We start from the raw sequence: 25,475 nt of genomic DNA, 5'->3' as shown, positions 1-25,475 counted from the left end.
AATAACCGTCAATAATGACGGGGATATGCATGTGTTACTCATGCACTGGCTTTTAACACACTGTTGAGTTCTCAAGAAACGGACGCGTACTTCCTTGCCAAGATCTTTCGAGACCCTAGCGCGGAGGCGCACATTTCATTTCCTTCAGTCTACCAGATCCGGACGATCCTTGTCAAACCGCCCGATCCGGTAGGTTCCGGACTTGCCTCTCTCCGAGGCAACCCTGCTAACTTACTCCAACTTTCGGCGCTTGTCCAACCAAGCGGCTGGAATCGCCCGAAAGCCGGGAGTCGATCAGAAGGGGTGGCAGGGCAACCGCCCTACGTTGAAAACTGTAGCAGCCCCGACGGCGTCGAAGGTCCATCTTCGGTAACGAATGGACCTTCCCCGCGTTCGTATGGTTCAAACCCCGAGCCCGGCGAGCTGTGCCTCAAGCCGCTCGATGTCCGCGGCGGCCTGCCCGGCCCGGCTCCTGACCTTGGTCACCACGTCTTCCGGCGCCTTGGCCATGAACTGCTCGTTCCCCAGCTTGGCGGCCACCTGCGCGGCCTCCTTGCGGGCGACGGACAGGTCCTTCTCCAGGCGCTTGCGCTCGGCCACGACGTCGATGGCACCCGCGGTGTCGATCTCCACGGTCACCCCGCCCACCGTGAAGCTCGCCGTGGCCCTGAAAGCCTCAGGAGGCTCCGTGAGACGCAGGAGCGCGCGGATCGCGCTCTCCTGCCCGGCCAGCGGCGTGTCCGCCAGCCCGAGCCGGGCGGCGACCTTCTGGCCCGGCTTGAGCCCCTGATCCGAGCGGAACCTGCGGACCTCCGTCACCAGCTCCTGGAGCGCGCCGATCTCCGCCTCGGCCGAGGCGTCGGTGTAGCGGGCGTCGACCGCCGGCCACGGAGCCACCACGATCGACTCGCCGCCTGTGACGGCCCGCCAGAGCTCCTCGGTCACGAACGGCACGAGCGGATGCAGCAGCCGCAGCAGCGCGTCGAACACGTGGCCGAGCACCAGCCTCGTGTGTTCGAGCCCCTCACCGAGCTGGATCTTGGCCAGCTCCAGGTACCAGTCGCAGACCTCGTCCCACGCGAAGTGGTAGAGCAGGTCGGACGCCTTGGCGAACTCGTAGTCCTCGAAGGCCGCGTCCGCGGCCGCCACCACGGACTGCAGGCGCGACAGGATCCACCGGTCGGCCGCCGTCAGCTCGGCCCCTTCCAGCGATCCCACGGCCGCGCCGTTCATCAGGGCGAACCTGGTGGCGTTCCAGATCTTGTTGCAGAAGTTACGGGAGCCGGCCGCCCACTCCTCGCTCACCGCGACGTCGGCGCCGGGGTTGGCGCCGCGCAGCAGGGTGAAGCGGGTGGCGTCGGCGCCGAAGCGTTCGATCCAGTCAAGGGGATCGACCACGTTGCCGAACGACTTGGACATCTTCTTGCCGTACTGGTCACGGACCATGCCGTGCAGCGCGACGACGCGGAACGGCGGCTCGCCGTCCATGGCGTAGAGCCCGAACATCATCATCCTGGCCACCCAGAAGAACAGGATGTCGTATCCGGTGACCAGCACGGAGGTCGGGTAGAAGCGCTCCAGCGCGGGCGTCCGCTCCGGCCAGCCGAGCGTCGAGAACGGCCACAGCGCCGAGGAGAACCAGGTGTCGAGGACGTCGGAGTCCTGTGTGTAGCCGGCGGGCGGCTCCTCGTCGGGGCCCACGCACACGACCTCGCCCTCCGGCCCGTACCAGACCGGGATGCGGTGCCCCCACCAGAGTTGCCGGGAGATGCACCAGTCGTGCATGTCGTCGACCCAGTCGAAGTAGCGCTTGGCCAGCTCCGGCGGGTGGATGCGGGTGCGGCCGTCGCGGACGGCGTCGCCGGCCTCCTTGGCCAGCGGCCCGACGTTCACGAACCACTGCAGTGACAGCCTGGGCTCGACCACCGTCTTACAGCGCGAGCAGTGGCCGACCGAGTGGAGGTAGGGGCGCTTCTCGGCGACGATCAGGCCCTCGGCGCGCAGCGCGGCGACGACGGCGGGCCTGGCCTCGAAACGGTCGAGCCCCTGGAAGGGGCCGTGCGCGGTGATGATGCCGCGCTCGTCCATGACGGTCAGCGACGGCAGTGAATGACGCCGTCCGATCTCGAAGTCGTTGGGGTCGTGGGCGGGGGTCACCTTGACCGCGCCGGTGCCGAAGGCCGGGTCGACGTGCTCGTCGGCGACCACGGGGATCATGCGCCCCGTGAGCGGCAGCTCCACCATCGTGCCGACCAGGTGCGCGTACCGCTCGTCGGAGGGGTGAACGGCCACGGCCGTGTCGCCGAGCATCGTCTCGGCGCGCGTGGTGGCCACCACGATCTCGTCGGAGTAGCGGATCGAGACGAGCTCGCCCTCGTCCTCGCTGTGCTCCACCTCGATGTCGGACAGCGCGGTCAGGCAGCGCGGGCACCAGTTGATGATCCGCTCCGCGCGGTAGATCAGCCCGTCGTCGAACAGCTTCTTGAAGATCGTCTGAACGGCCCGCGAGAGCCCGGGGTCCATCGTGAACCGCTCGCGCGACCAGTCGACGCCGTCGCCGAGCTTGCGCATCTGGCCGAGGATCCGGCCGCCGGACTCCTCCTTCCACTCCCAGACGCGCTCGACGAACGCCTCGCGTCCGAGGTCGTGGCGCGACTTGCCCTCCTTGGCCAGCTCGCGCTCGACGACGTTCTGGGTGGCGATGCCGGCGTGGTCCATGCCGGGCAGCCAGAGGGTCTCGCGCCCCTCCATGCGGGCGCGCCGCGTCAGCGCGTCCTGGATGGAGTGGTCGAGCGCGTGCCCGATGTGCAGGACGCCCGTCACATTGGGCGGGGGCAGGACGATGCTGTACGGCACGCGCGAGCTGCCCGGGTCGGCGGTGAAGTACCCCTGGGATACCCAGCGATCATAGCTCCGGGTCTCGACGTCGGCCGGGGTGTACTGGGTGGGCAGCTCTGGCGTTCTCACGGTGACCAATTCTAGGGAGGTGGGAAAGCGAAACGCCCCAGGGATCGACTCCGCCGGGGCGCTTGCCTTGGGTTTATGGGATCAGGCCGACTTTTCCCGCGGCGTGCGCTGCTGCTTGGCGGCAAGCTGGTCGCGGGGTACGAGAGTCGGAATGGCGTGTTCGAGCACGGACTCGCGGGTGATGACCACGCGGGCCACGTCCTGGCGCGACGGCACTTCGTACATCACCGACTGGAGCACTTCCTCCAGGATCGCGCGCAGCCCGCGGGCGCCGGTGCCGCGCAGGATGGCCTGGTCGGCGATGGCCTCAAGGGCGCCGTCGGTGAACTCCAGCTCCACCCCGTCGAGCTCGAGCAGCTTGCGGTACTGCTTGACCAGCGCGTTGCGCGGCTCGGTGAGGATCTGGATGAGCGCCTCGCGGTCGAGGTTGTGCACCGAGGTGATGACCGGCAGACGGCCGACGAACTCGGGGATCATGCCGAACTTCAGCAGGTCCTCCGGCATCACGTCGCCGAAGATGTCGACGGTGTCGACCTCTTCCTTCGACCGGATGATCGCGTTGAAGCCGATGCCCTTCTTGCCGATGCGCGACTCGATGATCTTTTCCAGACCGGCGAACGCGCCGCCACAGATGAACAGCACGTTGGTGGTGTCGATCTGGATGAACTCCTGGTGCGGGTGCTTGCGCCCGCCCTGCGGGGGCACGCTCGCCGTGGTGCCCTCCAGGATCTTCAGCAGCGCCTGCTGCACGCCCTCACCGGAGACGTCGCGCGTGATCGACGGGTTTTCGCTCTTGCGGGCGATCTTGTCGACCTCGTCGATGTAGATGATGCCGGTCTCGGCCTTCTTGACGTCGTAGTCGGCGGCCTGGATGAGCTTGAGGAGGATGTTCTCCACATCCTCGCCGACGTATCCCGCCTCGGTCAGCGCGGTGGCGTCGGCGATGGCGAACGGCACGTTGAGCATCTTCGCCAGGGTCTGCGCCAGCAGCGTCTTGCCCGAACCGGTCGGCCCGAGCAGCAGGATGTTGCTCTTGGCCAGCTCGAGGCCGTCGTCTCTGCCCCGGTCGCCCGACTGCACCCGCTTGTAGTGGTTGTAGACCGCCACCGAGAGGGCCTTCTTCGCCTTGTCCTGACCGATGACGTAGGCGTCGAGGAACTCGTAGATCTCCCTCGGCTTGGGCAGGTTGTCCCACTTGAGCTCGGAGGACTCGGACAGCTCCTCCTCGATGATCTCGTTGCAGAGATCGATGCACTCATCGCAGATGTAGACGCCTGGACCGGCAATGAGCTTCTTGACTTGCTTCTGACTCTTTCCGCAGAAAGAGCACTTCAGCAGGTCTCCCCCGTCGCCGATGCGTGCCACCCCAGATACTCCTTTGCGTGGGACCGCCCTGCTCCTGCGAGCAGTGTCTCCGGACATCCTCCGGACTTGGCCGAACCGCTCAGGTTTCGACGTTACCGTCTTCTGGGCCCTCAGTGAGCCCCCTAGCGGCGAGTCGCACCGGAACGTGCCCTATTGGGCAGCGCCCCGGTGCGTCACGTCTCGTCTAGGAAGCCACGGCCTGAGCGCGCTTCTTCCTGGACGGGATGATGTCATCGATCAGACCATACGCCTTTGCCTCGTCCGCGTTGAGAATTTTGTCGCGTTCGATGTCCTTGCGGACTTCAGCGGAGGTCTTCCCGGAGTGCCTCGCCACGATGTCCTCGAGGAGGGACCGCATGCGAAGGATCTCGCGGGCCTGGATCTCGATGTCGCTGCCCTGGCCGCCACCCTCGGTGGACGGCTGGTGGATCAGCACCCGGGCGTTGGGCAGCGCGAAACGCTTGCCCGGGGTGCCGCCGGCCAGCAGCACGGCCGCGGCCGAGGCTGCCTGGCCCAGGCAGACGGTCTGGATCTCCGGCCGGACGAACTGCATCGTGTCGTAGATCGCCGTCATGGCGGTGAAGGAGCCACCCGGCGAGTTGATGTAGATGCTGATGTCACGGTCGGGGTCGAGCGATTCCAGCGTCAGCAGCTGGGCCATCACGTCGTTGGCCGACGCGTCGTCGATCTGCACTCCGAGGAAGATGATGCGGTCCTCGAAGAGCTTGTTGTACGGGTTCATCTCCTTCACGCCATATGACGTGCGCTCGACGAAGGAGGGGAGAACGTAGCGGCTCTGGATATTCACTTCTCTACTCCCCCTTAGGAGACCGGGCCCTGCGAGGGCACCTGCCGCGCGCTGCGGACCACGTGGTCGATGAAGCCGTAGTCCTTGGCTTCCTCGGCCGTGAACCAGCGGTCGCGGTCGGAATCGGCCTCGATCTGATCCAGCGGCTGGCCTGTGTGGTAGGCGATCCGCTCGGCCAGTGTCTTCTTCACATAGAGCATCTGCTCGGCCTGGATGGCGATGTCGGCCGCGGTGCCGCCGATGCCTCCGGACGGCTGGTGCATCATGACCCTGGCATGGGGCAACGCGTACCGCTTGCCCTTGGTGCCCGCGGTGAGCAGGAACTGCCCCATCGAAGCGGCCATGCCCATCACAACCGTGGAAACGTCGTTCGGTACGTATTCCATCATGTCGTAGATGGCCATGCCAGCGCTCACCGAGCCACCCGGCGAGTTGATGTAGAGCGTGATGTCACGGTCGGGGTCGTCGGCCGCGAGCAGGAGGAGCTCGGCGCAGATCCGGTTGGCGATCTCGTCGTTGACTTCCTGCCCCAGCACGATGATCCGCTCCCGGAGCAGGCGCTGGTAAAGCTGGTCCTCAAGCCGGAAGGACGAGCCGTTCTCACGGCCTCGCGACTCAGGCTGATAGAAGGTCGGCGGGCTGGTCACAGCGTCACCTTCCGATGCGTCGTAATCGATTGGCTTTGCTTGTGACCTTAACGCGCGCCGCGCACAGCTCATGCCCGGTCCCCGGGACTGTTCGCTGACGGCGCAGGTTCGTCGTGCCCTCCTGGGGCGCGGCTCCCTGAAGCGCCGCGCACGGCCTGCTGGGTGCGCGACCGGCACCTGGGCCCCGTCGAGGCCCTTGGGATGCTCACGAGCCCTCTGAGGGCCGCACACGGCCCGCACGCTCTTTCCCTGAACGTCCTGGAAAGGCCGAAGCCCCCGAGCCGGGCGGCCGGGGGCTTCGGAAACGAACGAGAGGGCGGTTACGCCTCGGACTTCTCCTCGGCGGGCGTGTCCTCGGCGGCCTCTTCCTCCACGACCTCCTGGCCGTTGATCTCGGCGTAGATCGCCTTGAGGTCCACCTCGTTGCCCTCGGTGTCGACGACCTTGGCCCCGTCGCCGAGCACCGACTTGGCCTTGTCGCGCACGATCTCCACCATGGCCAGCGTGAGCTGGTCGTTGTCGGCGAGGTGCTTGGCCAGCTCGTTGGGCTGAACGCCCATCTCCATGGCGCGGCGCACGACGAAGTTGGTCAGCTCCTGCTCGGAGACGCCCAGCTCCTCGGCCTTGACGATCTTGTCGAGCACGAAGCCGACCTTGATCGCGCGGGCGGAGTTGGTCTCGAACTCGGCGAAGCGCTCCTCCTCCGTCGTCTGGTAGAGACGGAAGAAGGCGTCGCGGCTCAGGCCGCTCTCGGCGATCTGGTGGTCGAGGTTGTGCTTGCGGGCGTCGACCTCGGCCTTGAGCGCGCTGTCCGGCAGCGGGATGTCGATCTGCTCCAGCAGCGTGTCGAGGGCCTTCTCGCGGGCCTGGACGACCTGGTCGATCAGCTTGTTGCGGCGGGCCTGCTCGCGGATGCTGGCCTTGAGCTCGTCGAGCGTGTCGAACTCGCTCGCGAGCTGGGCGAACTCGTCGTCGAGCTCGGGCAGGACCTTCTCCTTGACCGACTTGACGTTGATGATCACGTCGGCTTCCTCGCCGGCGTTCTCGCCACCGACCAGCTCGGTCTTGAAGCTCTTCTCCTCGCCCGCGGACATGCCCTCGAGCGCGGCGTCCAGGCCCTGGAGCACGGAGCCGGCGCCGACCTCGTAGGAGACCTCGCTGGCCTGCTGCTCCTCGATGTTGTCGCCGTTGATCTCGGCACGCAGGTCCATGACGACGAAGTCGCCGTTGGCGGCCGCGCGCTCGACGCCGGACAGCGTCGCGAAGCGCTGGCGCAGCGCGTCGAGCTGGGCGTCGACGTCCTCGTCGGAGACCTCGGCGGAGTCGACAGTGACCTCGAGGCCCTGGTAGGCGGGAACCTCGAAGTTGGGCCGGATGTCGACCTCGGCGGTGAACTCGATCTGCTCACCGTCCTCGATCTTCGTGACCTCGATGTCGGGCTGGGCGACGGGGAAGACGTCGACCTCGTCGACGGCCTTGCCGTACAGCTTGGGCACCGCGTCGTTGAGGGTCTCCTCCAGCACCACCGCCCGACCGAAGCGCTGCTCGATGATGCGGGCCGGAACCTTGCCAGGCCGGAACCCGGGGACGCGCACCTGCTGCGCGACCTTCTTGTACGCCGCATCCATGCTCGGGCGCAGCTCGTCGAACGGCACCTCGACAGTGAGCTTGACCCGGGTCGGGCTGAGCTCCTCGACAGCGGTCTTCACGGAATGGTCTCCTTGATCAAGCTACGAGTGATCGCGGGCGCGTCCATCGGTGACGGCACACGCGCCGCGCCCACATGAGCGGTGTTGGGCATGCTCCGCTTCGGCGGGATCCAACGCCGATGGCCAGTCTAGGGCAGATGCGTACCCAACAACGACGTCCGCGCCGTCACAAGTCGCCCGCGATCATCCGTAACCGTCCGTCAGAACTCGTCCGCGATCGTCCGCAGGAGCTCGACCGTCTCGTCCGGAGTGGTGCTCACAGCGCAGAGCCGCTCCATCACCTCGGTGTATCGGTCCACGTCCTCACGCTTGTCGAGGTAGAGCGCGCTGGCCAGCTGCTCGACGTACACCACGTCGGGCAGGTCGGTGTCGGGGAAGCGCAGGACGCTGAACGCCCCGCCTTCCGCGCTGTGCCCGCCGAAACTGAACGGCATGATCTGAATCGTGATTTTGGGCTGGCGCATCAAGTCGATGAGGTGCTCGATCTGGGCCCGCATCACCTCGACGCCACCGATGGGGCGTCGTAGCGCGGCCTCGTCGATCACGGCCCAGAACACTGGCCCGTCAGGTCTGTCGAACATCCGCTGGCGCTCCAGCCGGAGATCCACTCTTCTGGAGATCTCCTCGGCCCCGATCCCCGCCGATCCGGCGGTCACGACGGCCCTTGCGTACTCCTTGGTCTGCAGGAGTCCTGGCACGAACTGGACCTCGTAGGTCCTGATCCTGGCGGCGGCCTCTTCAAGGCCGACGTACGCCTGGAACCACGTGGGCAGGACATCGTTGAACCGGTGCCACCAACCAGGCTCGTTGGCGGTGGCCACCAGGTCGAGTACGGCGGAACGGGCCTGCTTGTCGACGACCCCGTAGAGGGTCAGCAGGTCCGCCACGTCCCGTTCTTTGAACCCCACTCGGCCCAGCTCCATGCGGCTGATCTTGGATTCCGAGCCACGGATGAGGTGGCCCGCCTCCTCACGAGTGACGTTCTTCGCTTCCCTGAGCTTACGCAGCTGGGAGCCCAGGAGGATGCGCAGCGCCGTCGGCCCGGAACCCGGCTGGTTCTGCGTCACTTTGCCTCCTATCAAGGTCCGCACACACAGTGACACCACATTGCCGGTTATGACAAGGTCTCAACCCCGTGTCCGATTCGCAGAGTTACGCCCCAAAACAGAGCTTGCTACTGCACAATGCAAGTGCACGTGCATTTGGGTCTTGCAGGTGCAGCGATCGTGACCCATGATGGCTTAGTGCATATTGGGCCAAACATGCACTAACTCGGGCTGAACGGGGAGGTATCGGCAGAATGGTGGAGGATCCTCTGGCCACTGCCGATGCCTTGCAGATCACCCGGGAAGTGGGCTTCGACCACCTCCTCATGGGCGGGAAGCCGTACACGACCTCGTGCCCGCTGCCCTTTCAGGCCGACTCCGTGAAGACGGCCAGGGACGTGACCCGCTCGACCCTGAAGGGCTGGGGCCTGCACGAACTGAGCGACGACGCCGCGCTGGTGGTCTCGGAGCTGGTCACGAACGCGGTGCGGTACGCGATGTACGCGGCGGGCCGGCGGGAGATCGAGCTCTTGCTGATGCGCGTACAGCCGCACGTGCTGCTGGCGGTGGCCGATCCCAGCGACGAGGTGCCGCGGCCCAAGGAGCCGGACTTCATCTCGGAGAACGGGCGCGGCCTCTACATCGTCGAGACCTACAGCCAGTGCTGGGGCTGGGACCCGCTGGCCCGCGGCGGCAAGGCCGTGTGGGCCTTGTTCCGCACCGAGCACTGATCCAGGACACTGATCCGGGGTCCTGATCCGGGCCCCGATCCCCCGTCAGTCGCCGATCGCCCCGTCGATGCGCTCGCGCAGCAGGTCCGCGTGACCGTTGTGCCGGGCGTACTCCTCGACCATGTGGATGAGGATGTAGCGGTGGGTGCAGGCCTGTCCGTTGCGGTCGCCGACGGCCTCCAGCGGCTTGGCGGCCGAGATGGCGCGGGCGCGCTCGATCTCCTCCTCCCACGTGGCGAAGGCCTCCTTGACGGAGGCGGTGTCCACCTCCTTGAAGTCGGCGTCGTTGTCGCGGTCCTTGTCCCAGAGCTTGGGAAGATCCTCGCCGTTCAGCACGCGGCGGAACCAGCTGCGTTCGACGTGCGCCATGTGCCTGACCAGGCCGAGCAGGGACAGGGTCGAGGGTGAGGCGGAGCGCAGGCGCAGCTGATCGTCCGACAGGCCCGCGCACTTGAAGGCGAGGGTGGCGCGGTGCCATTCGAGCCAGTTGTTCAGCGTGGTCCGCTCGTCGCCGGTGAGAGCCGGCGGGATCCGGGTGTCTTCAGTCACGATGTCCGACCTTAGGGCCCAATGCGCCGGTTCAGTACATAGAGATGTGGACGTGATCGAAGTGGTTCTCGGTGATGCTGCCGCGGTCCGACATCCCCCGCCAGCCCGAGCCCATGTTGATGCGCTGCTTCCAGATCACGTACTTGACGCCGAGCTTGCCCTTGTTCTTGAGCGCCCACTCCGCGATGCGGTCGCCCAGGGCGTTGTTGATGGCCGACGGCATCGAGCCGCCGCCGCTCATCATGAAGTCGCAGGCCCGCCCCAGCGGGTGCTCGCCGCTTGAGCCCGAGCGGAAGCAGCCCACCGTGAACGGCAGCTTGAAGTTCTTCTCCAGCTCCGCCTTCATCAGCCGCGTACGGGCCGTGATGTTGTCCGAGCCCGTGGGCAGCTCGGGCGCCCAACTGCCGTTGGACTGACGGCCGGGGCCGAACGGCACGAGGTCCTGGAGCTTCTTCTTGATGTCGTCGATGACGTCCTCGGCCTCGTCGCGCTGCTCGGACACGTCCTTGGCGTCCACGCCGATCCGGGCGGCGAGCGCGGCGGCCTCGTCGGAGGCCTTCTTCTTGTCGTCGCGGGCCTTGGCCACGCCCTGGACCAGCGCCTGCTGCTCGGCCGTCAGCTGTTCGAGCAGGGCGGCGCCACCCCCGTTCTGGACCATCAGGGCGGAGGGCAACGAGGGGTCGTGGTTCTGGTACCGCATCCTGGCGAGGTCGCCGACCCGCTGCTCGGCCGTGGCCAGCGCCTGCTCCGCGGCGGCCAGTCGCTCCTTGGCCGCCTTGGCGGCCGCCTGCGCCTTGGCCAGCTCGACCCGCTTGAGGTTGTACCTCTCGATGAGCTTGTCGACCTTGCCGTTGAGCTGCTTCAGCTGGGCGCGGAGCTGGGTCTCGGACGGCTTGGGGGCCGCCGAGGCCGAGGCCGCGGTCGCCGGCAGGAGGCCGACGGCGGCCGCGGCCAGGAGGCTGATGGCAAGGGCCGCGGGGGACGGAGCCGCCACGTGGATGTTCCTCTCCCTCTGCCGACCGGGTTAGCTGACGGGTTCGGGCTGGGAGCTGCGTGCCCTACCACCGAAGTGGATTCACCCCAGGTGCAAATGGGTCCCCGGCTCCCGGGCGACTCGCCCGGGATTAGGCGCGTGACTGCTGTTACGGCAGCCACAAAAGGGATATTAGTGGTAGATCACGAGTCACGCGACCCCCATTAGAAATCTAATAGTGATCTACCTGTGATCGAAGCATCCGTGCGGCCTCCTCCGGCAGCACATCGTTCACGAAGGCCCCCATCGCGGACTCCGACCCGGCCAGGTACTTGAGCTTGCCCGGCGCCCGCCTGATGCTGAACAGCTCCAGGTGCAGATAGCCGAGCTCGCGGTCCTGCCGCACGGGCGCCTGGTGCCAGGCCGAGATGTACGGCATCACCACGCCGAACAGGTCGTCGAAGGCCCTCAGCACCGAGGTGTAGAGCGGCGCGAACGCCGACCGCTCCTCCTCCGTCAGCGCGGCCAGATCGGGCACGTGCCGGTGCGGGTAGACGTGCACCTCGTACGGCCACCGCGCGGCGGCGGGCACGAACGCCGTCCACAGCTCGTTGGCGGCCACCACGCGCGTCCCGGCGGCCCGCTCGGCGGCCAGCACGTCGGCGAACAGGTTGCCCTTCGAGTAGCGCCTGGCGGCGGCGAGCTGGAGCTTGGTCCTGGGCGTGACGTACGGGTACGCGTAGATCTGGCCATGCGGATGGGCCAGCGTGATGCCGATCTCCTCGCCCCGGTTCTCGAAGCAGAACACCTGCTCCACGCCCTCGATCCCGGACAGCTCGGCCGTCCGGTCGGCCCACGCCTCCATGACCAGCTCCACCTGATCGCTGGAGAGCTTGGAGAAGGACGACGAATGCTCCGAGGTGAAACAGACCACCTCGCACCGCCCCACCCCCGGCCGGACCTCGCTCAGGCCCCCTGGATCCACATAAGTCCCGAAATTTCCGGAGAAGGAGGGGAATCGGTTCTCGAACACCGCCACGTCGTAGTCGTACGCCGGGACCTCCGTCGACCTCGTGGCCGACGACGGGCACAGCGGGCACTCGTTCGCCGAGCCGGTCGGCTGGAACGTGCGCGTCTGCCGGTGCCCCGCCATCGCGATCCATTCCTCGGTCAGCGGGTCGTACCGCAGCTCGGAGGCCACCGGCCGGGGGTCGAGCACCCGCCGGTCGATCGCGCTCCTGTCGGCGTCGTCCCGCCGATCGAAATAGATCAGCTCACGGCCGTCGGCCAGGTGGGTGATGGTGCGCTTCAAGGCGAGCCCTCCGCGATGATCAGTTCTCCGGCCCGTTCGGCCAGCTCCATGCGTGCGTCCTCAGGCAGCCCCGCGTCGCTGATGACCACGTCGGCCTCGGTCAGCTCGGCGATGGTGCTGATGCCGACCGTGTTCCACTTCGTGTGGTCGGCGGGGACCACCAGCCGGTGGGCGGCCGTCACCAGCTCCCTGTCGGTCTCCGACTCCAGCAGGTTGGGGGTGGTGAACCCGGCCCGCACGCTCATCCCGTGCACTCCGAGGAACAACGTGTCCACGTGCAGGCGGCGGATCGCCGCCACGGCCACCGGGCCCACCAGCGCGTCGGACGGCGTGCGTACGCCGCCGGTCAGCACGACCGTGCGGTCGGGACGCGGGTTGCGGTGGAAGACCTCGGCGACGGGGATCGAATTGGTGATCACGGTCAGCTCGGGGACGGCGATCAGGTGGCGGGCCAGCGCCCACGTGGTGGTGCCCGCCGAGAGCGCCACGGCCGTGCCGGGCCGGACGAGGCCGGCCGCGCGGCGCGCGATAGCCTCCTTCTCCTGCTGCTGGCGGGCCGACTTGGCGGTGAAGCCCGGCTCCTCGGTGGAGCCGGGGCCGAGGGCGGTGGCGCCGCCGTGCACCTTCTCCAGCAGCCCGCGCTCCGCCAGCACCTCAAGGTCGCGGCGGATGGTCATGTCGGACACGCCGAGCTCGCGGACCAGGTCCGCGACCCGGACACCGCCGTTGCTGCGCACGCGTTCGAGGATCGTCTGCTGACGCTGCTGTGCGAGCACGCCCGCTCCTTCCAACAGATTCCACCAAATTATGACACGAAATTGTTGGGGAATGTTAGTTCGCGTGCTGCGCTTGCGCTGGTCAGCGCGGGCGGGAGAGGCTCGTGGCGTACCCGATCATTGGCCGATCATCGGAGGCGAGCTTATGGCCAGGCGCGCGCGCAAGGGCAAGGCACGCAAGAAGAAGAAGGCGAACCACGGCAAGCGCCCCACGGCGCGTTGACCGGGTGGCCGCCTCTCACGGCGGCCACCCCGCCCTCATCCGGGCAGCTCGCTCAGCGCCTGCTCGATGCGGTCCTGCGGGAGCGTGTAGTCCTCCAGTCCCCCGGCCAGGTAGCGGTCGTACGCGCCCAGGTCGAAGTGGCCGTGGCCGCAGAGCGCCGTCAGGATCACCTTCTCCTCGCCGCTCTCCCTGCACAGCAGGGCCTCGGCGATCGTCTCCGCGAGCGCGTGCGTGGGCTCCGGGGCGGGCACGATGCCCTCGGTCCTGGCGAAGCGGACACCGGCCTCGAAACACTCGCTCTGGGCGCGGGTGACCGCCTCGAACAGGCCCAGCTCGTACATGTGCGACAGCAGCGGCGACATGCCGTGATAGCGCAGGCCGCCCGCGTGGATCGGGTCGGGGACGAACCCGTGCCCCAGCGTGTGCATCTTGAGCAGCGGCGTGAGGCCCGCGGTGTCGCCGAAGTCGTAGGCGTACACGCCGCGCGTGAACGACGGACAGGCGGCCGGCTCGACCGCCCTGAACACCGTCCGGATCCGCCCGGCCAACTTCTCGCGCAGGAACGGGAAGGTGAGGCCGGCGAAGTTCGAGCCGCCTCCGGTGCAGCCGATGACCAGGTCCGGCATCTCGGGCAGCTGTCGCAGCGCCTCCTCGCCGATCACGGTCTGGTGCATGAGCACGTGGTTGAGGACCGAGCCGAGCGCGTAGCGGGCGTCGGGCGTGGCGGCGGCCACCTCGACGGCCTCGCTGATCGCGATCCCCAGGCTTCCGGGCGAGTCCGGGTCGTCCGCCAGGACCTTGCTGCCCGAGCCGGTGACGGGTGACGGGCTGGCGTGGACGGTGGCGCCGTACACCTGCATGAGAGAGCGGCGGTACGGCTTCTGGTCGTACGAGGCGCGCACCATCCAGACCTGGCACTCGACGTCGAACTGGGAGCAGGCGAACGCCAGGGCCGACCCCCACTGCCCGGCGCCGGTCTCCGTGGTCAGCAGCCGCACGCCTTCGCGGGCGTTGTAGTACGCCTGGGGCACGGCCGTGTTCGCCTTGTGCGAGCCCGCGGGCGAGACGCCCTCGTACTTGTAGTAGATCCTGGCCGGCGTGCCGAGCGCCTTCTCCAGCCGGCGGGCCCGGATCAGCGGCGTCGGCCGCCAGAGCCGGTAGACGTCGAGCACCTCTTGCGGGATCGGGACGAACCGCTCACCGCTCACCTCCTGCCCGATCAGCTCCATCGGGAAGAGCGGAGCCAGGTCGCCGGGCCCCACGGGCTCGCGCGTCGCCGGATGCAGCGGCGGCGGAGGCGGAGCGGGCAGGTCGGGAACGATGTTGTACCAGTCGCTGGGGATCATCGCCCCAGTCTGCGCCGCTCACGCTCCGCATTCCAGCATCACGCGTCGCGGGTCATGACGGCCGGCCTGCCGGGGTGATCGGCCCTGACCACGACGTCGGCGGCCTGCTGGGGCCGTGCCTCACGCTCGTACCGCTCGTACGCGGGCAGCCGCCACCGCTCGTCCTCGGGGGTCCCGCGCTCCAGTGCCCCCGCCGACAACCACACGTGCACGCTCACCTCGAACGCCAGCCCCCGTCCCAGCAGCAGCGTCCCGTCCACGACCAGCGCGCCGCCCGGGGGCAGCTCCTCGTACGGCGCCCGGTACGCCCGGTCGACGCGGCTGTCCCAGAGCCGCGGCAGCACCCGTCCCGAGCCGCCCTCGTCCAAGGGCTCCAGCACCTCCCTCCGGAGCGCCTTGACGTCGAGCCAGTCCTCGTAGAAGACGTCGGGATCGGTCCTGCCGTGTTCCAGACGCAGCGACGCGGGCCGCAGGAAGTCGCCCGCCGACACGCGCAGCACGGGCCGCCCGCGCAACCGCAGCGGAGCGACCAGCTCGTCGGCCAGCGTCTCGGGGCGCGCCGCCGGGGCCCCGTCGACGGCCACCCGCACCCACCCCGGCCGCCCGGCGACCAGCTCGGCCAGCTCCTCGACCAGGCCGTCACGGGAGATCGCTCGCGCACGCATGCCTAGGGACGCAGTCCCGCCACGAACCGGTCCGTCTCCGCGGTCACGTCCCTCAGGAGGGGGCAGGCGGGCAGGACGACGGCCGCCCGAGCCGGATCGCCTTCGCACCGGGCCGGAATCCCGAAGATCGTCTCAGCAGCCACCTGCGGAGTATAGGCACATGCCCGGTGGCCGGGTCATCCCCGGCCCTCAGGAGCGGGTCACACCCGCGCGCCGAGAGCCCGCGCGACCGTGAGGCTGTCCTCGTAGATGTGATAGCGGGTGACCAGCCCGTCCTCAACGGTGAGGTGCAGCGCGAACGGCGAGGTGTACGCCGTGCCGTCGGCCCGCACCGTCTGTGCGATCTCTCCGAGGACCACGGCGTGCGTGCCGTCGACCAGGATCCGCGTCACCGACGTGCCGTTCAGCTCGGGCACGTGATGGGCCTCCAACGACCGGAAATGATCCGCCACATCGACCCGGCTGGACCTCGGGATGATCCACGGCACCGCCGGATGCCCCTCGGCGGGCCAGTCGAGCTGCCAGTCGATCGGCTCGGCGAACAACTCGGCCGTCCGCTCGTGATCGCCCTCGGCCATCCGGCGCAGCAACTCTTCCACGACGTCACGGGTGTCATCACTCATGCCGCAACCCTCTCGGCCCGGGGTGAGGCACGTCGATTACCTCCGAGGTAAGGCGGCCGACCCGGAAGATCTGGAAGAAATGGCGAAAACCACAAAGGCCAGGTCGCCTCATGAGGCTGACCTGGCCTTTTGCCTGTGGAGCGGACGACGGGAATCGAACCCGCGTAGCTAGTTTGGAAGATTTCGGTACGTGATTTCGTGAGCTGCTGAGGTGCAGGCGGAGGGAAGATTCAGGCTATCCACGACACACCGCCACTCCCCGTGAATCACTGCCCTGTCGGGCACGTAGCGGGCACGCGCTGCCGACCATGGCGTGGCGTCCTAACCTTTATCAGGCGACGTGTGAGCGCTCGCCAACCTCGCAGTGATAGCAGAGATCCACTTGATCGTCATGGTTGTACCACTCATGATCACGGCAATCACGGCGACCTTTCCCTGCTACGCCGAGATCGATGAGATACCACGGCAACCGTCTGCGAAGCCTGGTTCTCCAGCGGTATCGCCCCTTGCGCCTGATCATGGGGATTCCCTTTCTCTCTCCGATCAAGGGTAGACAGTCAGGCACCGGCAGCGCTCTGGAATTTCGACCCCCGCCGACCACCCTGCCTGATCTTCCCGTCGCCGTCGTCCCACCCGTCAGGGGAGCGGGCCAGAGGGCAGGGGTGAAGGTGGAGCTCCCCGCTGGAAGAACGACCTTCGCCCCTGCCCTCTGGTCTGCTCGGGCTTGTCCTGGGCGACGGCGACGGGAAGATCAGGCCCACCTTGTCAACCACCCCGCATTGTGTGTGGTCGCGATCATCTCGGAGCCTGAGGCCCCCGCCGGAGGCATGCTTGAACGTCTGCCTCTGATGACGCGCCCGGTCCAGTGCGGCGGTGCGGCGCTTGGTCGGTGGGTTCGGGGATGTACGGCGGGGCGGGCGTACGGCGATGCCCCGCGCGGCGCTCGCGCGAGAACGGCCCCCAGGCCGCACGCGCAGCGCGGGACGGCGGCGCGGGGCGTACGGCGGCGCGCCGCGCCGCCGCTTGATACCTATGAGATCAATTCGGCAAGTTCTGTGAGTGCGCGTTTCCAGGGATAGGCGTCGATGCGGTCGCCTCCCGAACTCGGCGGATGTGGCTCGAACTGGTCTGGGCCGAACAGGACGTGCACGCCATCGGTGCGTAGGTCCTCAATGCTGCGGCGGAATGGCGTGCGGGAGGCCAGGGCGCTGTTGACGAACGGCAAGATGACAACCGGGATGCCCAAGCCTGGGGCTTCGGAGAGAACTCCTAGGGCGTAGGTGTCGGCGATGCCTTGGGCGAACTTGTTGATCGTGTTGTACGTAGCGGGGGCAACGATGATCGCGTCAGCACGAGGCGACTTCGGCTCGTCCGGCTTGCGGTACTGACTGCGGACAGCGTGGCCGGTCTGCTTCTCCAACGCGGGGATGTCGATGAAGTCGAGGGCCGGCGGGGTAGCGATGACCTGGACGGTCCAGCCTTGGTCTTGGGCGAGGGTGACGAGGTGGCCGACGTTGGGGGCGGGTCCTGCTGCGCAGACGATGATGTGGAGGACCTTGCCGGGTTGGGTCACGCGCTGACTCCCAGGGTGGCCGCGTATTCGCGGGCTTCGCGGCGGACGCTGATCGGGGCGGTTGCCAGGATGTCACGTACCAGCCGGAGAGCCGCGGGGCGGCCGGTGATTTCCTCGGGGGCGATCTCGCCTGCGGCGCGAAGGATGTGCAGGGCCTTGTCGTGCTGGTTCCACATCAGGAACGCGCGGGAGGTGTCGAGTAGCAGCGTGGCCTTGCGTTCGTTGATCGGTAGCTTGTCCAGCTCGACCTGGCGGGCGTAGTCGATGGCGGTGCCGGCGTCCCCGAGGCGGAGGGCGACGTTGGCCCGGTGGCACAGGACGTTGTTGGGACCGAACGCGGTCCACATGTGGTTGCCGTCGTGGCCAAGTCGTGTGCCTGCTTCGGCGGCTTCGTCGAGGAGTTCGACGGTGTTGTGCCGGTTGCCGGTGTTGGCGGCGGCGACGGCTCCGCGTAGCAGGAGGGATCCGTAGATGGACAGGTCGTCGGGGGAAGGGGTGGTGAGGTCGGCGTCCATGCGTTGGGCTGCGCTGCGGGCGGCGTCGGTGGCGGCGTGGTGGTGTCCGCCGTCCATGAGGGCGTGGGTGATGATGCGGGAGCTTGAGCCGATCATGAGGGGGCTCTGGCTGGCGTGGGCGGCTTGGACGCTGCGGTCTGCGGCGAGCCAGGCGAGTCCCTTGTCCTCCTGTTTGAGCAGGATGGAGGCGGTCACGTGGTACGCCTCGGCGCACAGCATGTGAGCCCGTAGCTGATCGTCGCCGTGCAGCGTGGTGCTGGCGGCGCGGAGTTTGCTGAGCAGGGCCGGCAGTTTGGCGGTCACCTGGGTGTATCGGCATGCCTGGTAGTTGCGCTTGGCGGTGCTGACTGCGGTGGCGAGTGCATCGAGGTCGATCGGGCCGTCTGCGGGAGTGGAGTAGTCGACGAGTGCGGCGGCGAGATTTTCGATATTGAGGCCGGTGTCCTGGGTGGGGCTGGGCTGTCCGACTACTGAGCTGAACAGGGCGGCCCCCGTGAGGCCGACGAATTCGCGGCGTCGCACGTTCTCGTCCTCTCCTCTTTCGACGAGATTCACAGCGCGTGGTGCATTTGCAAGGGTATCAACCGCTTTGCGGGAATCCGTGTGCGTGCGGGTGCGCTTGGTGGGCGCGAAGCCCAGGTCTTCCGGGTCCTGGTGGGTGACCTCGGTTAAGGCCAGTCGGTACGGCTCGCGCGGCCAGGTGACCTCGCCTGCCTCCCAGCGGCGTATGCGCTCCTCGTCGCAGGCGAGGTTGTACTTGATCCCGCTCTTGGTGAGGTTGACCATTTTCGCCATTTCGGCGCGGGTCAAATCGGCCTGCTGCCGCCAGTTCCGAAGTAGCACATTGGGTGTTGCCTCGGGCATACCTGGCCTGCTTTCCGATGGTGGATCGAAAAGGGGGTTAAGAGGGGGGCCTCTTAGCAGGTCCCCTCATTCTGCTTTGCCGGTGAACTTGCCATCAATCAACCACGGTACGTCAAACGGACTTCCGCCACAGGGAGTACCGAACGACTCGCAAGGAGATGGCGACGGTGACCCGGCCAGACGAGAACAGCGAGGCAAGGCTCTGCCCTGCGTGTCGAGGGCTCGGTTACAAGCTGCGGAGCTCGCGCCGCGCCCTCCTGATCGGCAACGACGGGGAGGAGCCCGAACGGATTGGGGAGCAGGAGTGTCTCGACTGCCTCGGAAGAGGCCAGGCCGAAGGGAGCGGGAGATGAATCCGATCATGGCCGTGTCGATGGAAAGGATCAGCGAGGCGATCAGCCATCACGACGAGGCGGTAAAGCTCATCACGTTGCGTGATCAGCTCGCGGAGATCGGTGTGCATGCCGAGTTGCGCGACAACAACAGTGCCCTGATGGTGGTTCGCCCTGCCGGGGCATTGCCGGTGTGGGTGTTCGTCGGGTACGGCGGAGCCTTCTACTCCTGGGACAACACCAACAGGCGGCACCCGACCGACGACCCGCAGGGAGCCGCTTCGACCCTGGCCGAGTACGTCAAGGGTCTCTGAGGCGGGCGCGGCGAGGCGGTGACAGTGCCCGATCGGAGGGGGTCGGGCGTTCTTTCCCCTGCCTCGTCGCGCCTCATCGTCCCGGCAGGCTGCGCGGCAGCGCCACCAAGGGGCTAACCCCCGGCCCCTTCTGCTGGTCCAGCCTGCCGGGCGCGTTCTGGACGGCTTGCGTCACCTGAACCGACGTGGACAGACGGTCCGAGTCGGGATACGCTCAACTTGGTAAAACAACCTGTCGGGTGTTGGACGGTCAGAATGTCGCTAGAGTCCGTACCGCCGAAGTATGCGCAGCTTGTACAGGCACTTCAACGGCGTATCGAGGCGGGAACGTACCCGCCCGGCTCCCTCCTCCCCAGTGAACACCAGCTCATCCAAGAGTTCGGCGTCTCGCGCCCTACCGTTGTCGCCGCGCTGCGGGTGCTACGTGAGCAGGGCTGGATTGAGTCCCAGCAGGGCAAGGGGCGTTTCGTGCGCGGCCGTCCCGCGATGGCAGCCGTGGAGCCCAACCGCCCCGGGCAGGCGTACCTGACCAACCCGGAGACCAACGCCCCCGGCGAGCTGGTCGAGGCCGGCGCCGTCGCTCTTCCCAATCGGGTGGCGGCGTTGCTGGATGCACAGCCCAAGAGCAAGGCGTTCCTGCGCCGACGCCTCGTAGTCCGTGATGGCGAGCCGACTGAGCTGGTCTCGCTGTGGCTACCTCTGGAACTGTCGGAGGGCACCGACCTGACCAGTGGCGAGCCGTTGCCGCAGGGCATCCGTGAGCATCTGAAATCGCGCAAGGGCGTCCGTTTCGATCACATTGTGGAGCAGATCACCGCCCGGATGCCCACCGTTCAGGAGGCCAAGCAGCTCGGCATGCCCAAGAATGTGCCGCTCCTGGCGGTCTTCGGGGCTGTCCGTGATGCCTCCGGCCGGCCCTTGGTCGTAGTTGAAGTGCTTCTTCCGGCCGATCGTCATGAACTGGAAGACGCCTACCCAATCAGCTGACCAACTCTTTCGGTTACTTGCGCAGCCCTAGCCACACCCAGAGAGCGGCCACCGCGAGCAGGGCCAGGCCGAACACGATGGTGGCGGTGCGCCGCCTGGACACGAGGGCGAGGGTGAGCCCCAGCACGGGCGTGCCGAAACCGACGAGCAGCATGGCGTTCCCGCAGATCTGCGAGAGCTGCCCGTTCCTCGCCTCCCCTCCGATGAGGGCAAAGCCATAGCTGAACCACAGCACGCCCAGGAGGGGTGTGCCCAAGATCCATAAGAGGAACAGCATCCATGGCCAGGCGGCGTCCTTGCCCGGCGGATCCGATTTCATGATCCGGATTGTTCCTCTGACGCCTCGGATAGCCCAGCAGCGTTCGGCGCCAAGCGTGACACAACATGGCATCGTGACGTATCCGGCTGGTTAGATCGCCGTCACCCACTCCTAGGCACTTGACCTACCAAGTTTGCCAGTCGTATTCTCAGAGCATCACTTGATAGGTCAAGTGTCAGACATCCAAGAGGGGAGCCGTCATGGCTCTGCAAGGTCCCATCCCCGTCACCTTCGCCATGGTCTTCCCGCACGGCTGCTACGTCGTCGGCGAGGTCGAGCCCGTCAAGGACTTCGACGCCTCGTCCAACGGGCGGTTCGTGCAGGCCCGCGACAAGCAGACCGCAGAGCTGGTCTGGCAGGTCGCAGTCATGGACGGTGACCCGACCCTCAAGCCCGCCCAGAAAACGGTGGCGGTCAAGATCCTCGCGCCGGTGCAGCCGGTGCCCCCGCAGCCGATGCCGGGGCTTCCGTTCACGCCGGTCGAGTTCGACGGCATGTCCGTCACGCCGTACGTCAACGCCGCCGGCCGTCTCGCCTACTCGATCAAGGTCCACGAGATGCACGCTCCCCGCCCGACCGCCCAGACCACCCCGAACAAGGCCGGAAAGGACGCCGCCTGATGACCCGTCGCCGTACCCCTCGAACCAGCGTGATCCGGCTGACCACCGGCCGGACCGCCCGAACCCTGCTCCACCCCTACGGCCACCGTGAGCCTGTGCTCGCGCTCGACTTCGGAGCCACCTGCGTCCTGGTCACCACGCGAGGACCCGTGACCACAGAGGACCTGACGTTCGCGCGCCGGCTCGCCCGCGAGGCCGCCCGCTACGCCCGATCGGTCGAGCGCTCCTTGCTCGCCCTGGGCGACACCCGTGAGACGACTGCCACGAGGAGGGCCGCATGAGCAACCTCGGCCCGTACACCTACGTCACGCTGTCGATGCGACCGGACGACGCCCCGCATCTGGGCGTCTCGTTCTACACGCCTCGGCTGCGCGTCAGCGCCGGGATGCTGCTCAGCAACCCGCGCCCGTTCCTGGAATTCACCTCGCACGAGGCCCAGGTGCACATCTCCACCACTGGCGCCGGCCGGGTCACTGACGCCGACCTGGCCACTGCCCGCGAGATCTTCAACGCTGCTGCTCGCTACCTGGCCGACTGCGAGTGCCTGCACGCTGACCAGTCGGCCACCGACAAGACCGCCACCGACACGGCGGCCTGACCAGGCAAGGCGGGGCCGCCAGAAGCGGCAACTTCCGGCGGCCCCCGATCTTCTCCCTGATCTCACTCATGAGAGGCACCTAGCTTATGTTCCGCAGGCTTCCCGGCGACGAGGCGCGCAACCTCGTCTCCACCACTCCCGACACGGCCGTCGTCTTCCGCCCGGCCGTCGTCACCACCCCCGCCATCCTCACCATCGTCATTCTCACCTGGCGGCTGCTCGCTGGGCTCGTCCGTACGATCTGGCGACACCCCGTTGTCTCCGTTGTCCTGGCGGTGCCGTCCGCACTGTGCTGGCTGTACGGCTGGCAAACCGCGCTCCTTCTCGTCGCGCCGGTCCCAGTAGGGCTCATCACCTGGGCCGTCATCGATCGCGCCTCGTTCGCTCACTGGGTCGGCTGGCGACTGCTGGCCTGGTGGCGGCTCATCTGGGTCTACCGCCGCCACTGGCAACCGGTCATGATCATCTCCGGGCTAGGCCGACACCTACGCGGCCGTGACTACCTGCCCCACCTCAGCAAGGTCACCTGCAACGCCTGGGCCGACACCGTCACCATACGAATGCTCGACGGCCAAGCCGTCAAGGACTGGGCCGACCGCATCGACGCCCTCGCGCACGGCTTCGGCGCGTCCTCCTGCCGCGTCTCGATCCTCCGCGCCGGGCGGCTCGTCCTGACCTTCCCCCGACGTGACCCCTTGGCCACGCCGTTGCCAGCGATCCCGACCCCACCAGAACCGACCGTGGGACCCATCAAGATCGGTATCCAGGAGAACGGCGAGCCATGGCTGCTGAAGATCCACGGCACTCACGTCCTGGCGGCGGGCGCCACCGGAGCGGGCAAGGGCTCAATCATCTGGTCCACCATCCGCGCTCTCATCCCGGCCGTCCTGGCGGGCCTGGTCGAGATCTGGGCGCTGGACCCCAAGCTGATGGAGCTGTCCTTCGGCCGTGCCCTGTTCGGCGCCCGGTACGCCGCCGCCCCGGAAGAGTGCGCCGACCTGCTGGAGCAGGCCGTCAAGGTCATGCAGGAACGGGCCACCCGCTTCGGCGGAGTCCAGCGCTCCCACACACCCACCGTCAAGGACCCGTTCATCCTCGTGATCGTCGATGAGGTCGCATTCCTGACCGCCTACCAGGCAGACAAGGACCTGAAACGGCGCGTCTCCGCCGCTCTGGCCACGCTCACCACCCAGGGACGGGCGGTCGGCGTCGGCGTCCTGGCGGCGCTCCAGGACCCTCGCAAGGAGGTCATGACCATCCGCAACCTGTTCCCCGACAAGATCGCCCTCCGGCTGGACGAGTCCGAACAGGTGGACATGGTCCTCGGCGACGGCGCACGGGACCGGGGAGCGCTGGCCGATCGGATCTCGGCGAACCCCGAGCTGGGCGCGGGCGTCGGTTACGTCCGGCTGGAGACCTCCCCTGACCCGATCCGGGTCCGGGCTGCCTACGTCTCCGATCACGACATCCGCGCCCTGGTCGCCGCCTTCACAGGGGGTGAGAGCCGATGAGGCTGCTGGCCCACGTTCTCGACGGGCTGCGCTGCTCGGTCTGCCGCACCGAGAACGCGCTGTGGATGGACGTGGCGGCGGGCCTGGTCGAGTGCCGCGAGTGCGGCCAGACCGCACTCGTCACCACCGACGCCGCCGACGGGAGGACTGCATGACCCATCGCCCCCTACCCCGCGCCGTGCGGCAGGCCATGCCCCTGGCCCGCCAGGTGGCCGAAGAGGTCGCCAAGCAGTACGGCGTGTGCATCCGGCCCGTCCCGCTCAAGCGGCTCGACACCCACACCGGAACCTGGGAGATCGTAGACGTTCCCTGCGGGGCCACCCTGGATGCCACATGTCCCCCGTGCGCCAAGCGCAACCGGCAGCTCCGCATGGCGCAATGTCGGGAGGGCTGGCACCTCGACCAGGAGCCGGCCATCACCCCGGACCAACCCAACGACGAACAACGCTGGCTGATCGAGTTCCGCGCCGACCTGCAAGCCCACCGTGACCAAGCCGCCTGGCTTGGCGAAGACACCTCCGACTGGGACGCCGCCATCGAGGGCATCGATGCCGAGATCAACGAAGCGGGCATGCGCGGCAACGTGCTCGGCCGGACCGCCCCCAAGCGCAACCGCTCGACGCGGCGGCGGCAGGACGCCCCGGACCTGCCCAAGCGCAAGATGACGGCCACCACGCTGGGGCGCACGTTCACCAGCTCGGACGGCAAGGTCTACCGGCCTTCGCTGTTCGTCACGCTCACCCTGCCGTCATACGGCAAGATCCGCGATGGGGTACCCGTCGATCCCGACACCTACGACTACGCGGCGGCGGCCCGGGATGCGCTGCACTTTTCCAAGCTGGTCGATCGGTTCGTGCAGAACCTGCGCCGCGTCGCGGGCTACGACGTGCAGTACTTCGCCACGGTAGAGCCTCAGAAGCGGCTCGCCCCGCACCTGCACATGGCCATCCGGGGCACCCTCCCCCGCGCGGAGATCAAGCAGATCGCGGCGGCCACCTACCACCAGGTGTGGTGGCCTGCCGTCGATCGGGTCGTCTTCGACGGTGACCACCTGCCCATCTGGGACGACGGGATCGGCTACCTCGACCCGGCAACCGGTGAGGTGCTCCCGACGTGGGACGAGGCGCTCGACCAGCTCGACGCCGACAAGGCGGCCGAACCGCTGCACGTGCTGCGCTTCGGCGTTCAGGTCGATGTGCAGGGCGTGCTGGCCGGCACTCCGGACGCCGACCAGTGCATCCGGTACCTGTCCAAGTACCTGACCAAATCCCTCGGCGACAGCCTCGACTCCGACAACCCGGCGCAACGCGAGCATGCCGGACGGCTGGCCGAAGCGCTGCGGTTCGAGCCTTGCTCGCCCACGTGCGTGAACTGGCTCCGCTACGGCATCCAGCCCAAGGGCGCCAAACCCGGAATGGCTCCCGGCCGGTGCCGGGGCAAAGCCCACAAGCCCGATCACCTCGGCTACGCCGGACGGCGCGTCCTGGTCTCCCGCAAGTGGTCGAACAAAACCCTGGCCGAACACAAGCAGGACCGTCGTACCTGGGTCCTGGAAGCCCTCGGGCAGACCGACCAGCCACCACCGGATCCCCACCGCTACGTCTGGAAGCCCGTTCCGGCCGGAGACGCCAACGTGGCCCCGCTGGCGGTCCGCCTCCTGCGCACGGTGGCCGAACGGCAGCGCTGGCGCGCCCACATGGCCCAACTCCAGGCCCAAGCAGACGGCCAAGATCTTTCGGCAACTGAGGACCTGGGGAGGGCGGCATGACCCCCACCACGCTCCCCGACTGGGCTCAGGGCCGGTTGCTCACCGTGGAACAGGCCGCCGAACGGCTGAACACCTCGGTCCGCTTCCCTCGACGGCTGATCGAGGAACGGCGGATCGCCTTCATCCACGTCGGACGCAACGTCCGTATCCCCGAAGCGGCACTTGAAGCCTTCATCGCGACGGGGCTCGTCGAACCGATCACCACCACGCGCCGTAGGAGGGCCGCGTAATGGCCAAGACCGCACGTGCCACGCCCGAAGGGCCCAAGCGTCCCACCAAGTCCAGCTCGCCCAAGAGGCGCTTCGGTCGCGTCCGTCTGCTGCCCTCAGGTCGC

General features: G+C 67.6%; 28 protein-coding genes and 1 riboswitch. Of the genes, 11 read left to right on the top strand and 17 right to left on the bottom strand.

What is annotated here, in order from left to right; genetic code table 11:
• Positions 1-402: 402 nt before the first annotated feature.
• From ACIBQ1_RS58170 to ACIBQ1_RS58145, 6 genes are all read right to left on the bottom strand, one after another.
• A complete protein-coding gene (locus tag ACIBQ1_RS58170) occupies positions 403-2,976 on the bottom strand; it encodes a valine--tRNA ligase (RefSeq protein WP_397291882.1) in 2,574 nt (857 codons plus the stop codon).
• 72 nt (positions 2,977-3,048) lie between these two features.
• The gene (gene clpX, locus ACIBQ1_RS58165; protein WP_188192332.1) at positions 3,049-4,332 is read right to left on the bottom strand and encodes an ATP-dependent Clp protease ATP-binding subunit ClpX; all 1,284 of its coding nucleotides are present in this window, start codon (positions 4,330-4,332) and stop codon (positions 3,049-3,051) included.
• Between the two features lie 184 nt (positions 4,333-4,516).
• Positions 4,517-5,140: an ATP-dependent Clp protease proteolytic subunit gene (locus ACIBQ1_RS58160; protein WP_355373426.1), complete on the bottom strand. Its 624-nt coding sequence runs from the start codon at positions 5,138-5,140 to the stop codon at positions 4,517-4,519.
• Between the two features lie 14 nt (positions 5,141-5,154).
• Positions 5,155-5,787: a ClpP family protease gene (locus ACIBQ1_RS58155; RefSeq protein ID WP_397291883.1), complete on the bottom strand. Its 633-nt coding sequence runs from the start codon at positions 5,785-5,787 to the stop codon at positions 5,155-5,157.
• 320 nt (positions 5,788-6,107) lie between these two features.
• Positions 6,108-7,496 (bottom strand): trigger factor, encoded by a 1,389-nt coding sequence (gene tig / locus ACIBQ1_RS58150; protein WP_397291880.1) that lies wholly within the window; start codon positions 7,494-7,496, stop codon positions 6,108-6,110.
• 200 nt (positions 7,497-7,696) lie between these two features.
• Complete coding sequence (locus ACIBQ1_RS58145; RefSeq protein WP_185067264.1) at positions 7,697-8,563, bottom strand: helix-turn-helix transcriptional regulator; 867 nt, start codon at positions 8,561-8,563, stop codon at positions 7,697-7,699.
• A gap of 233 nt (positions 8,564-8,796) precedes the next feature.
• On the opposite strand from ACIBQ1_RS58145, the gene ACIBQ1_RS58140 reads away from it, so the two are divergent.
• Entirely contained in the window at positions 8,797-9,273 is a 477-nt protein-coding gene (locus tag ACIBQ1_RS58140) for an ATP-binding protein (RefSeq protein WP_397291879.1), read from the top strand.
• Between the two features lie 45 nt (positions 9,274-9,318).
• Here ACIBQ1_RS58140 and ACIBQ1_RS58135 read toward each other — a convergent pair whose 3' ends face one another.
• The 4 genes from ACIBQ1_RS58135 to ACIBQ1_RS58120 all read right to left on the bottom strand — a co-directional run bounded on the left by ACIBQ1_RS58135 (position 9,319) and on the right by ACIBQ1_RS58120 (position 12,883).
• Complete coding sequence (locus tag ACIBQ1_RS58135; RefSeq protein WP_397291877.1) at positions 9,319-9,822, bottom strand: DinB family protein; 504 nt, start codon at positions 9,820-9,822, stop codon at positions 9,319-9,321.
• Positions 9,823-9,853: 31 nt separating this feature from the next.
• Entirely contained in the window at positions 9,854-10,816 is a 963-nt protein-coding gene (locus ACIBQ1_RS58130) for a hypothetical protein (RefSeq protein WP_397291876.1), read from the bottom strand.
• Positions 10,817-10,821: 5 nt separating this feature from the next.
• A riboswitch (cyclic di-AMP (ydaO/yuaA leader) is annotated at positions 10,822-10,963 on the bottom strand.
• Positions 10,964-11,027: 64 nt separating this feature from the next.
• Entirely contained in the window at positions 11,028-12,107 is a 1,080-nt protein-coding gene (gene galT / locus ACIBQ1_RS58125; protein ID WP_397291874.1) for a galactose-1-phosphate uridylyltransferase, read from the bottom strand.
• Positions 12,104-12,883 carry a DeoR/GlpR family DNA-binding transcription regulator gene (locus ACIBQ1_RS58120; RefSeq protein WP_355373446.1) on the bottom strand — a complete coding sequence of 260 codons (780 nt, stop codon included), beginning with the start codon at positions 12,881-12,883 and terminating at the stop codon, positions 12,104-12,106. The genes galT and ACIBQ1_RS58120 overlap by 4 nt, the downstream gene beginning before the upstream one ends.
• 145 nt (positions 12,884-13,028) lie before the next feature.
• On the opposite strand from ACIBQ1_RS58120, the gene ACIBQ1_RS58115 reads away from it, so the two are divergent.
• Positions 13,029-13,106 carry a 50S ribosomal protein bL37 gene (locus ACIBQ1_RS58115; RefSeq protein ID WP_371252575.1) on the top strand — a complete coding sequence of 26 codons (78 nt, stop codon included), beginning with the start codon at positions 13,029-13,031 and terminating at the stop codon, positions 13,104-13,106.
• 35 nt (positions 13,107-13,141) lie between these two features.
• On the opposite strand, the gene ACIBQ1_RS58110 is transcribed toward ACIBQ1_RS58115, so the two are convergent.
• The 6 genes from ACIBQ1_RS58110 to ACIBQ1_RS58085 all read right to left on the bottom strand — a co-directional run bounded on the left by ACIBQ1_RS58110 (position 13,142) and on the right by ACIBQ1_RS58085 (position 18,692).
• On the bottom strand, positions 13,142-14,452 hold the full coding sequence (locus ACIBQ1_RS58110) for a TrpB-like pyridoxal phosphate-dependent enzyme (protein ID WP_397291873.1): 1,311 nt from the start codon (positions 14,450-14,452) through the stop codon (positions 13,142-13,144).
• A 38-nt stretch (positions 14,453-14,490) separates the two neighbouring features.
• A complete protein-coding gene (locus ACIBQ1_RS58105) occupies positions 14,491-15,117 on the bottom strand; it encodes a uridine kinase (protein WP_397291871.1) in 627 nt (208 codons plus the stop codon).
• 2 nt (positions 15,118-15,119) lie between these two features.
• Positions 15,120-15,260: a hypothetical protein gene (locus tag ACIBQ1_RS58100; RefSeq protein ID WP_397291870.1), complete on the bottom strand. Its 141-nt coding sequence runs from the start codon at positions 15,258-15,260 to the stop codon at positions 15,120-15,122.
• 57 nt (positions 15,261-15,317) lie between these two features.
• Entirely contained in the window at positions 15,318-15,740 is a 423-nt protein-coding gene (locus tag ACIBQ1_RS58095; protein WP_397291869.1) for a nuclear transport factor 2 family protein, read from the bottom strand.
• A gap of 1,030 nt (positions 15,741-16,770) precedes the next feature.
• Positions 16,771-17,313 carry a flavoprotein gene (locus ACIBQ1_RS58090; RefSeq protein WP_397291867.1) on the bottom strand — a complete coding sequence of 181 codons (543 nt, stop codon included), beginning with the start codon at positions 17,311-17,313 and terminating at the stop codon, positions 16,771-16,773.
• The gene (locus tag ACIBQ1_RS58085) at positions 17,310-18,692 is read right to left on the bottom strand and encodes an XRE family transcriptional regulator (protein WP_397291866.1); all 1,383 of its coding nucleotides are present in this window, start codon (positions 18,690-18,692) and stop codon (positions 17,310-17,312) included. Before ACIBQ1_RS58085 ends, ACIBQ1_RS58090 begins: the two co-directional genes overlap by 4 nt.
• A gap of 349 nt (positions 18,693-19,041) precedes the next feature.
• On the opposite strand from ACIBQ1_RS58085, the gene ACIBQ1_RS58080 reads away from it, so the two are divergent.
• On the top strand, positions 19,042-19,338 hold the full coding sequence (locus ACIBQ1_RS58080) for a hypothetical protein (RefSeq protein ID WP_397291865.1): 297 nt from the start codon (positions 19,042-19,044) through the stop codon (positions 19,336-19,338).
• Between the two features lie 255 nt (positions 19,339-19,593).
• Positions 19,594-20,325, top strand: coding sequence for a GntR family transcriptional regulator (locus tag ACIBQ1_RS58075; RefSeq protein WP_397291863.1), 732 nt, complete (start codon positions 19,594-19,596; stop codon positions 20,323-20,325).
• Positions 20,326-20,338: 13 nt separating this feature from the next.
• Here the strand turns inward: ACIBQ1_RS58075 and ACIBQ1_RS58070 are convergent, their stop codons facing one another.
• A complete protein-coding gene (locus ACIBQ1_RS58070; RefSeq protein ID WP_397291861.1) occupies positions 20,339-20,644 on the bottom strand; it encodes a hypothetical protein in 306 nt (101 codons plus the stop codon).
• Between the two features lie 200 nt (positions 20,645-20,844).
• Between ACIBQ1_RS58070 and ACIBQ1_RS58065 the strand changes: the two genes are divergently transcribed.
• The 7 genes from ACIBQ1_RS58065 (at position 20,845) to ACIBQ1_RS58035 (ending at position 25,371) form a co-directional block, all read left to right on the top strand.
• Positions 20,845-21,264 carry a plasmid replication, integration and excision activator gene (locus tag ACIBQ1_RS58065; RefSeq protein ID WP_397291860.1) on the top strand — a complete coding sequence of 140 codons (420 nt, stop codon included), beginning with the start codon at positions 20,845-20,847 and terminating at the stop codon, positions 21,262-21,264.
• Positions 21,264-21,545 (top strand): hypothetical protein, encoded by a 282-nt coding sequence (locus ACIBQ1_RS58060; protein WP_397291859.1) that lies wholly within the window; start codon positions 21,264-21,266, stop codon positions 21,543-21,545. The genes ACIBQ1_RS58065 and ACIBQ1_RS58060 overlap by 1 nt, the downstream gene beginning before the upstream one ends.
• Positions 21,542-21,862 carry a hypothetical protein gene (locus ACIBQ1_RS58055; RefSeq protein WP_397291858.1) on the top strand — a complete coding sequence of 107 codons (321 nt, stop codon included), beginning with the start codon at positions 21,542-21,544 and terminating at the stop codon, positions 21,860-21,862. Before ACIBQ1_RS58060 ends, ACIBQ1_RS58055 begins: the two co-directional genes overlap by 4 nt.
• 86 nt (positions 21,863-21,948) lie before the next feature.
• Positions 21,949-23,373, top strand: a complete 1,425-nt coding sequence (locus ACIBQ1_RS58050) for an FtsK/SpoIIIE domain-containing protein (protein ID WP_397291856.1) — start codon at positions 21,949-21,951, stop codon at positions 23,371-23,373.
• Positions 23,370-23,528, top strand: coding sequence for a hypothetical protein (locus ACIBQ1_RS58045; RefSeq protein WP_397291855.1), 159 nt, complete (start codon positions 23,370-23,372; stop codon positions 23,526-23,528). The genes ACIBQ1_RS58050 and ACIBQ1_RS58045 overlap by 4 nt, the downstream gene beginning before the upstream one ends.
• Positions 23,525-25,141, top strand: coding sequence for a replication initiator (locus tag ACIBQ1_RS58040; protein WP_397291854.1), 1,617 nt, complete (start codon positions 23,525-23,527; stop codon positions 25,139-25,141). The genes ACIBQ1_RS58045 and ACIBQ1_RS58040 overlap by 4 nt, the downstream gene beginning before the upstream one ends.
• Entirely contained in the window at positions 25,138-25,371 is a 234-nt protein-coding gene (locus ACIBQ1_RS58035; protein WP_397291852.1) for an excisionase family DNA-binding protein, read from the top strand. The genes ACIBQ1_RS58040 and ACIBQ1_RS58035 overlap by 4 nt, the downstream gene beginning before the upstream one ends.
• Positions 25,372-25,475: the final 104 nt, after the last annotated feature.

The sequence above is a fragment of the Nonomuraea sp. NPDC050153 genome (assembly GCF_044460125.1).
GTDB lineage: Bacteria > Actinomycetota > Actinomycetes > Streptosporangiales > Streptosporangiaceae > Nonomuraea.
Note: the sequence above shows the minus strand (reverse complement) of the source record. Positions and strands in the feature narration are given on the sequence as shown.

Coding starts and splice junctions, on each gene's coding strand:
- ACIBQ1_RS58140 (WP_397291879.1), top strand. CDS start 8,797: ATGGTGGAGGATCCTCTGGCCACTGCCGATGCCTTGCAGATCACCCGG.
- ACIBQ1_RS58115 (WP_371252575.1), top strand. CDS start 13,029: ATGGCCAGGCGCGCGCGCAAGGGCAAGGCACGCAAGAAGAAGAAGGCG.
- ACIBQ1_RS58110 (WP_397291873.1), bottom strand. CDS start 14,452: ATGATCCCCAGCGACTGGTACAACATCGTTCCCGACCTGCCCGCTCCG.
- ACIBQ1_RS58105 (WP_397291871.1), bottom strand. CDS start 15,117: ATGCGTGCGCGAGCGATCTCCCGTGACGGCCTGGTCGAGGAGCTGGCC.
- ACIBQ1_RS58095 (WP_397291869.1), bottom strand. CDS start 15,740: ATGAGTGATGACACCCGTGACGTCGTGGAAGAGTTGCTGCGCCGGATG.
- ACIBQ1_RS58085 (WP_397291866.1), bottom strand. CDS start 18,692: ATGCCCGAGGCAACACCCAATGTGCTACTTCGGAACTGGCGGCAGCAG.
- ACIBQ1_RS58080 (WP_397291865.1), top strand. CDS start 19,042: ATGAATCCGATCATGGCCGTGTCGATGGAAAGGATCAGCGAGGCGATC.
- ACIBQ1_RS58075 (WP_397291863.1), top strand. CDS start 19,594: ATGTCGCTAGAGTCCGTACCGCCGAAGTATGCGCAGCTTGTACAGGCA.
- ACIBQ1_RS58070 (WP_397291861.1), bottom strand. CDS start 20,644: ATGAAATCGGATCCGCCGGGCAAGGACGCCGCCTGGCCATGGATGCTG.
- ACIBQ1_RS58065 (WP_397291860.1), top strand. CDS start 20,845: ATGGCTCTGCAAGGTCCCATCCCCGTCACCTTCGCCATGGTCTTCCCG.
- ACIBQ1_RS58060 (WP_397291859.1), top strand. CDS start 21,264: ATGACCCGTCGCCGTACCCCTCGAACCAGCGTGATCCGGCTGACCACC.
- ACIBQ1_RS58055 (WP_397291858.1), top strand. CDS start 21,542: ATGAGCAACCTCGGCCCGTACACCTACGTCACGCTGTCGATGCGACCG.
- ACIBQ1_RS58050 (WP_397291856.1), top strand. CDS start 21,949: ATGTTCCGCAGGCTTCCCGGCGACGAGGCGCGCAACCTCGTCTCCACC.
- ACIBQ1_RS58045 (WP_397291855.1), top strand. CDS start 23,370: ATGAGGCTGCTGGCCCACGTTCTCGACGGGCTGCGCTGCTCGGTCTGC.
- ACIBQ1_RS58040 (WP_397291854.1), top strand. CDS start 23,525: ATGACCCATCGCCCCCTACCCCGCGCCGTGCGGCAGGCCATGCCCCTG.
- ACIBQ1_RS58035 (WP_397291852.1), top strand. CDS start 25,138: ATGACCCCCACCACGCTCCCCGACTGGGCTCAGGGCCGGTTGCTCACC.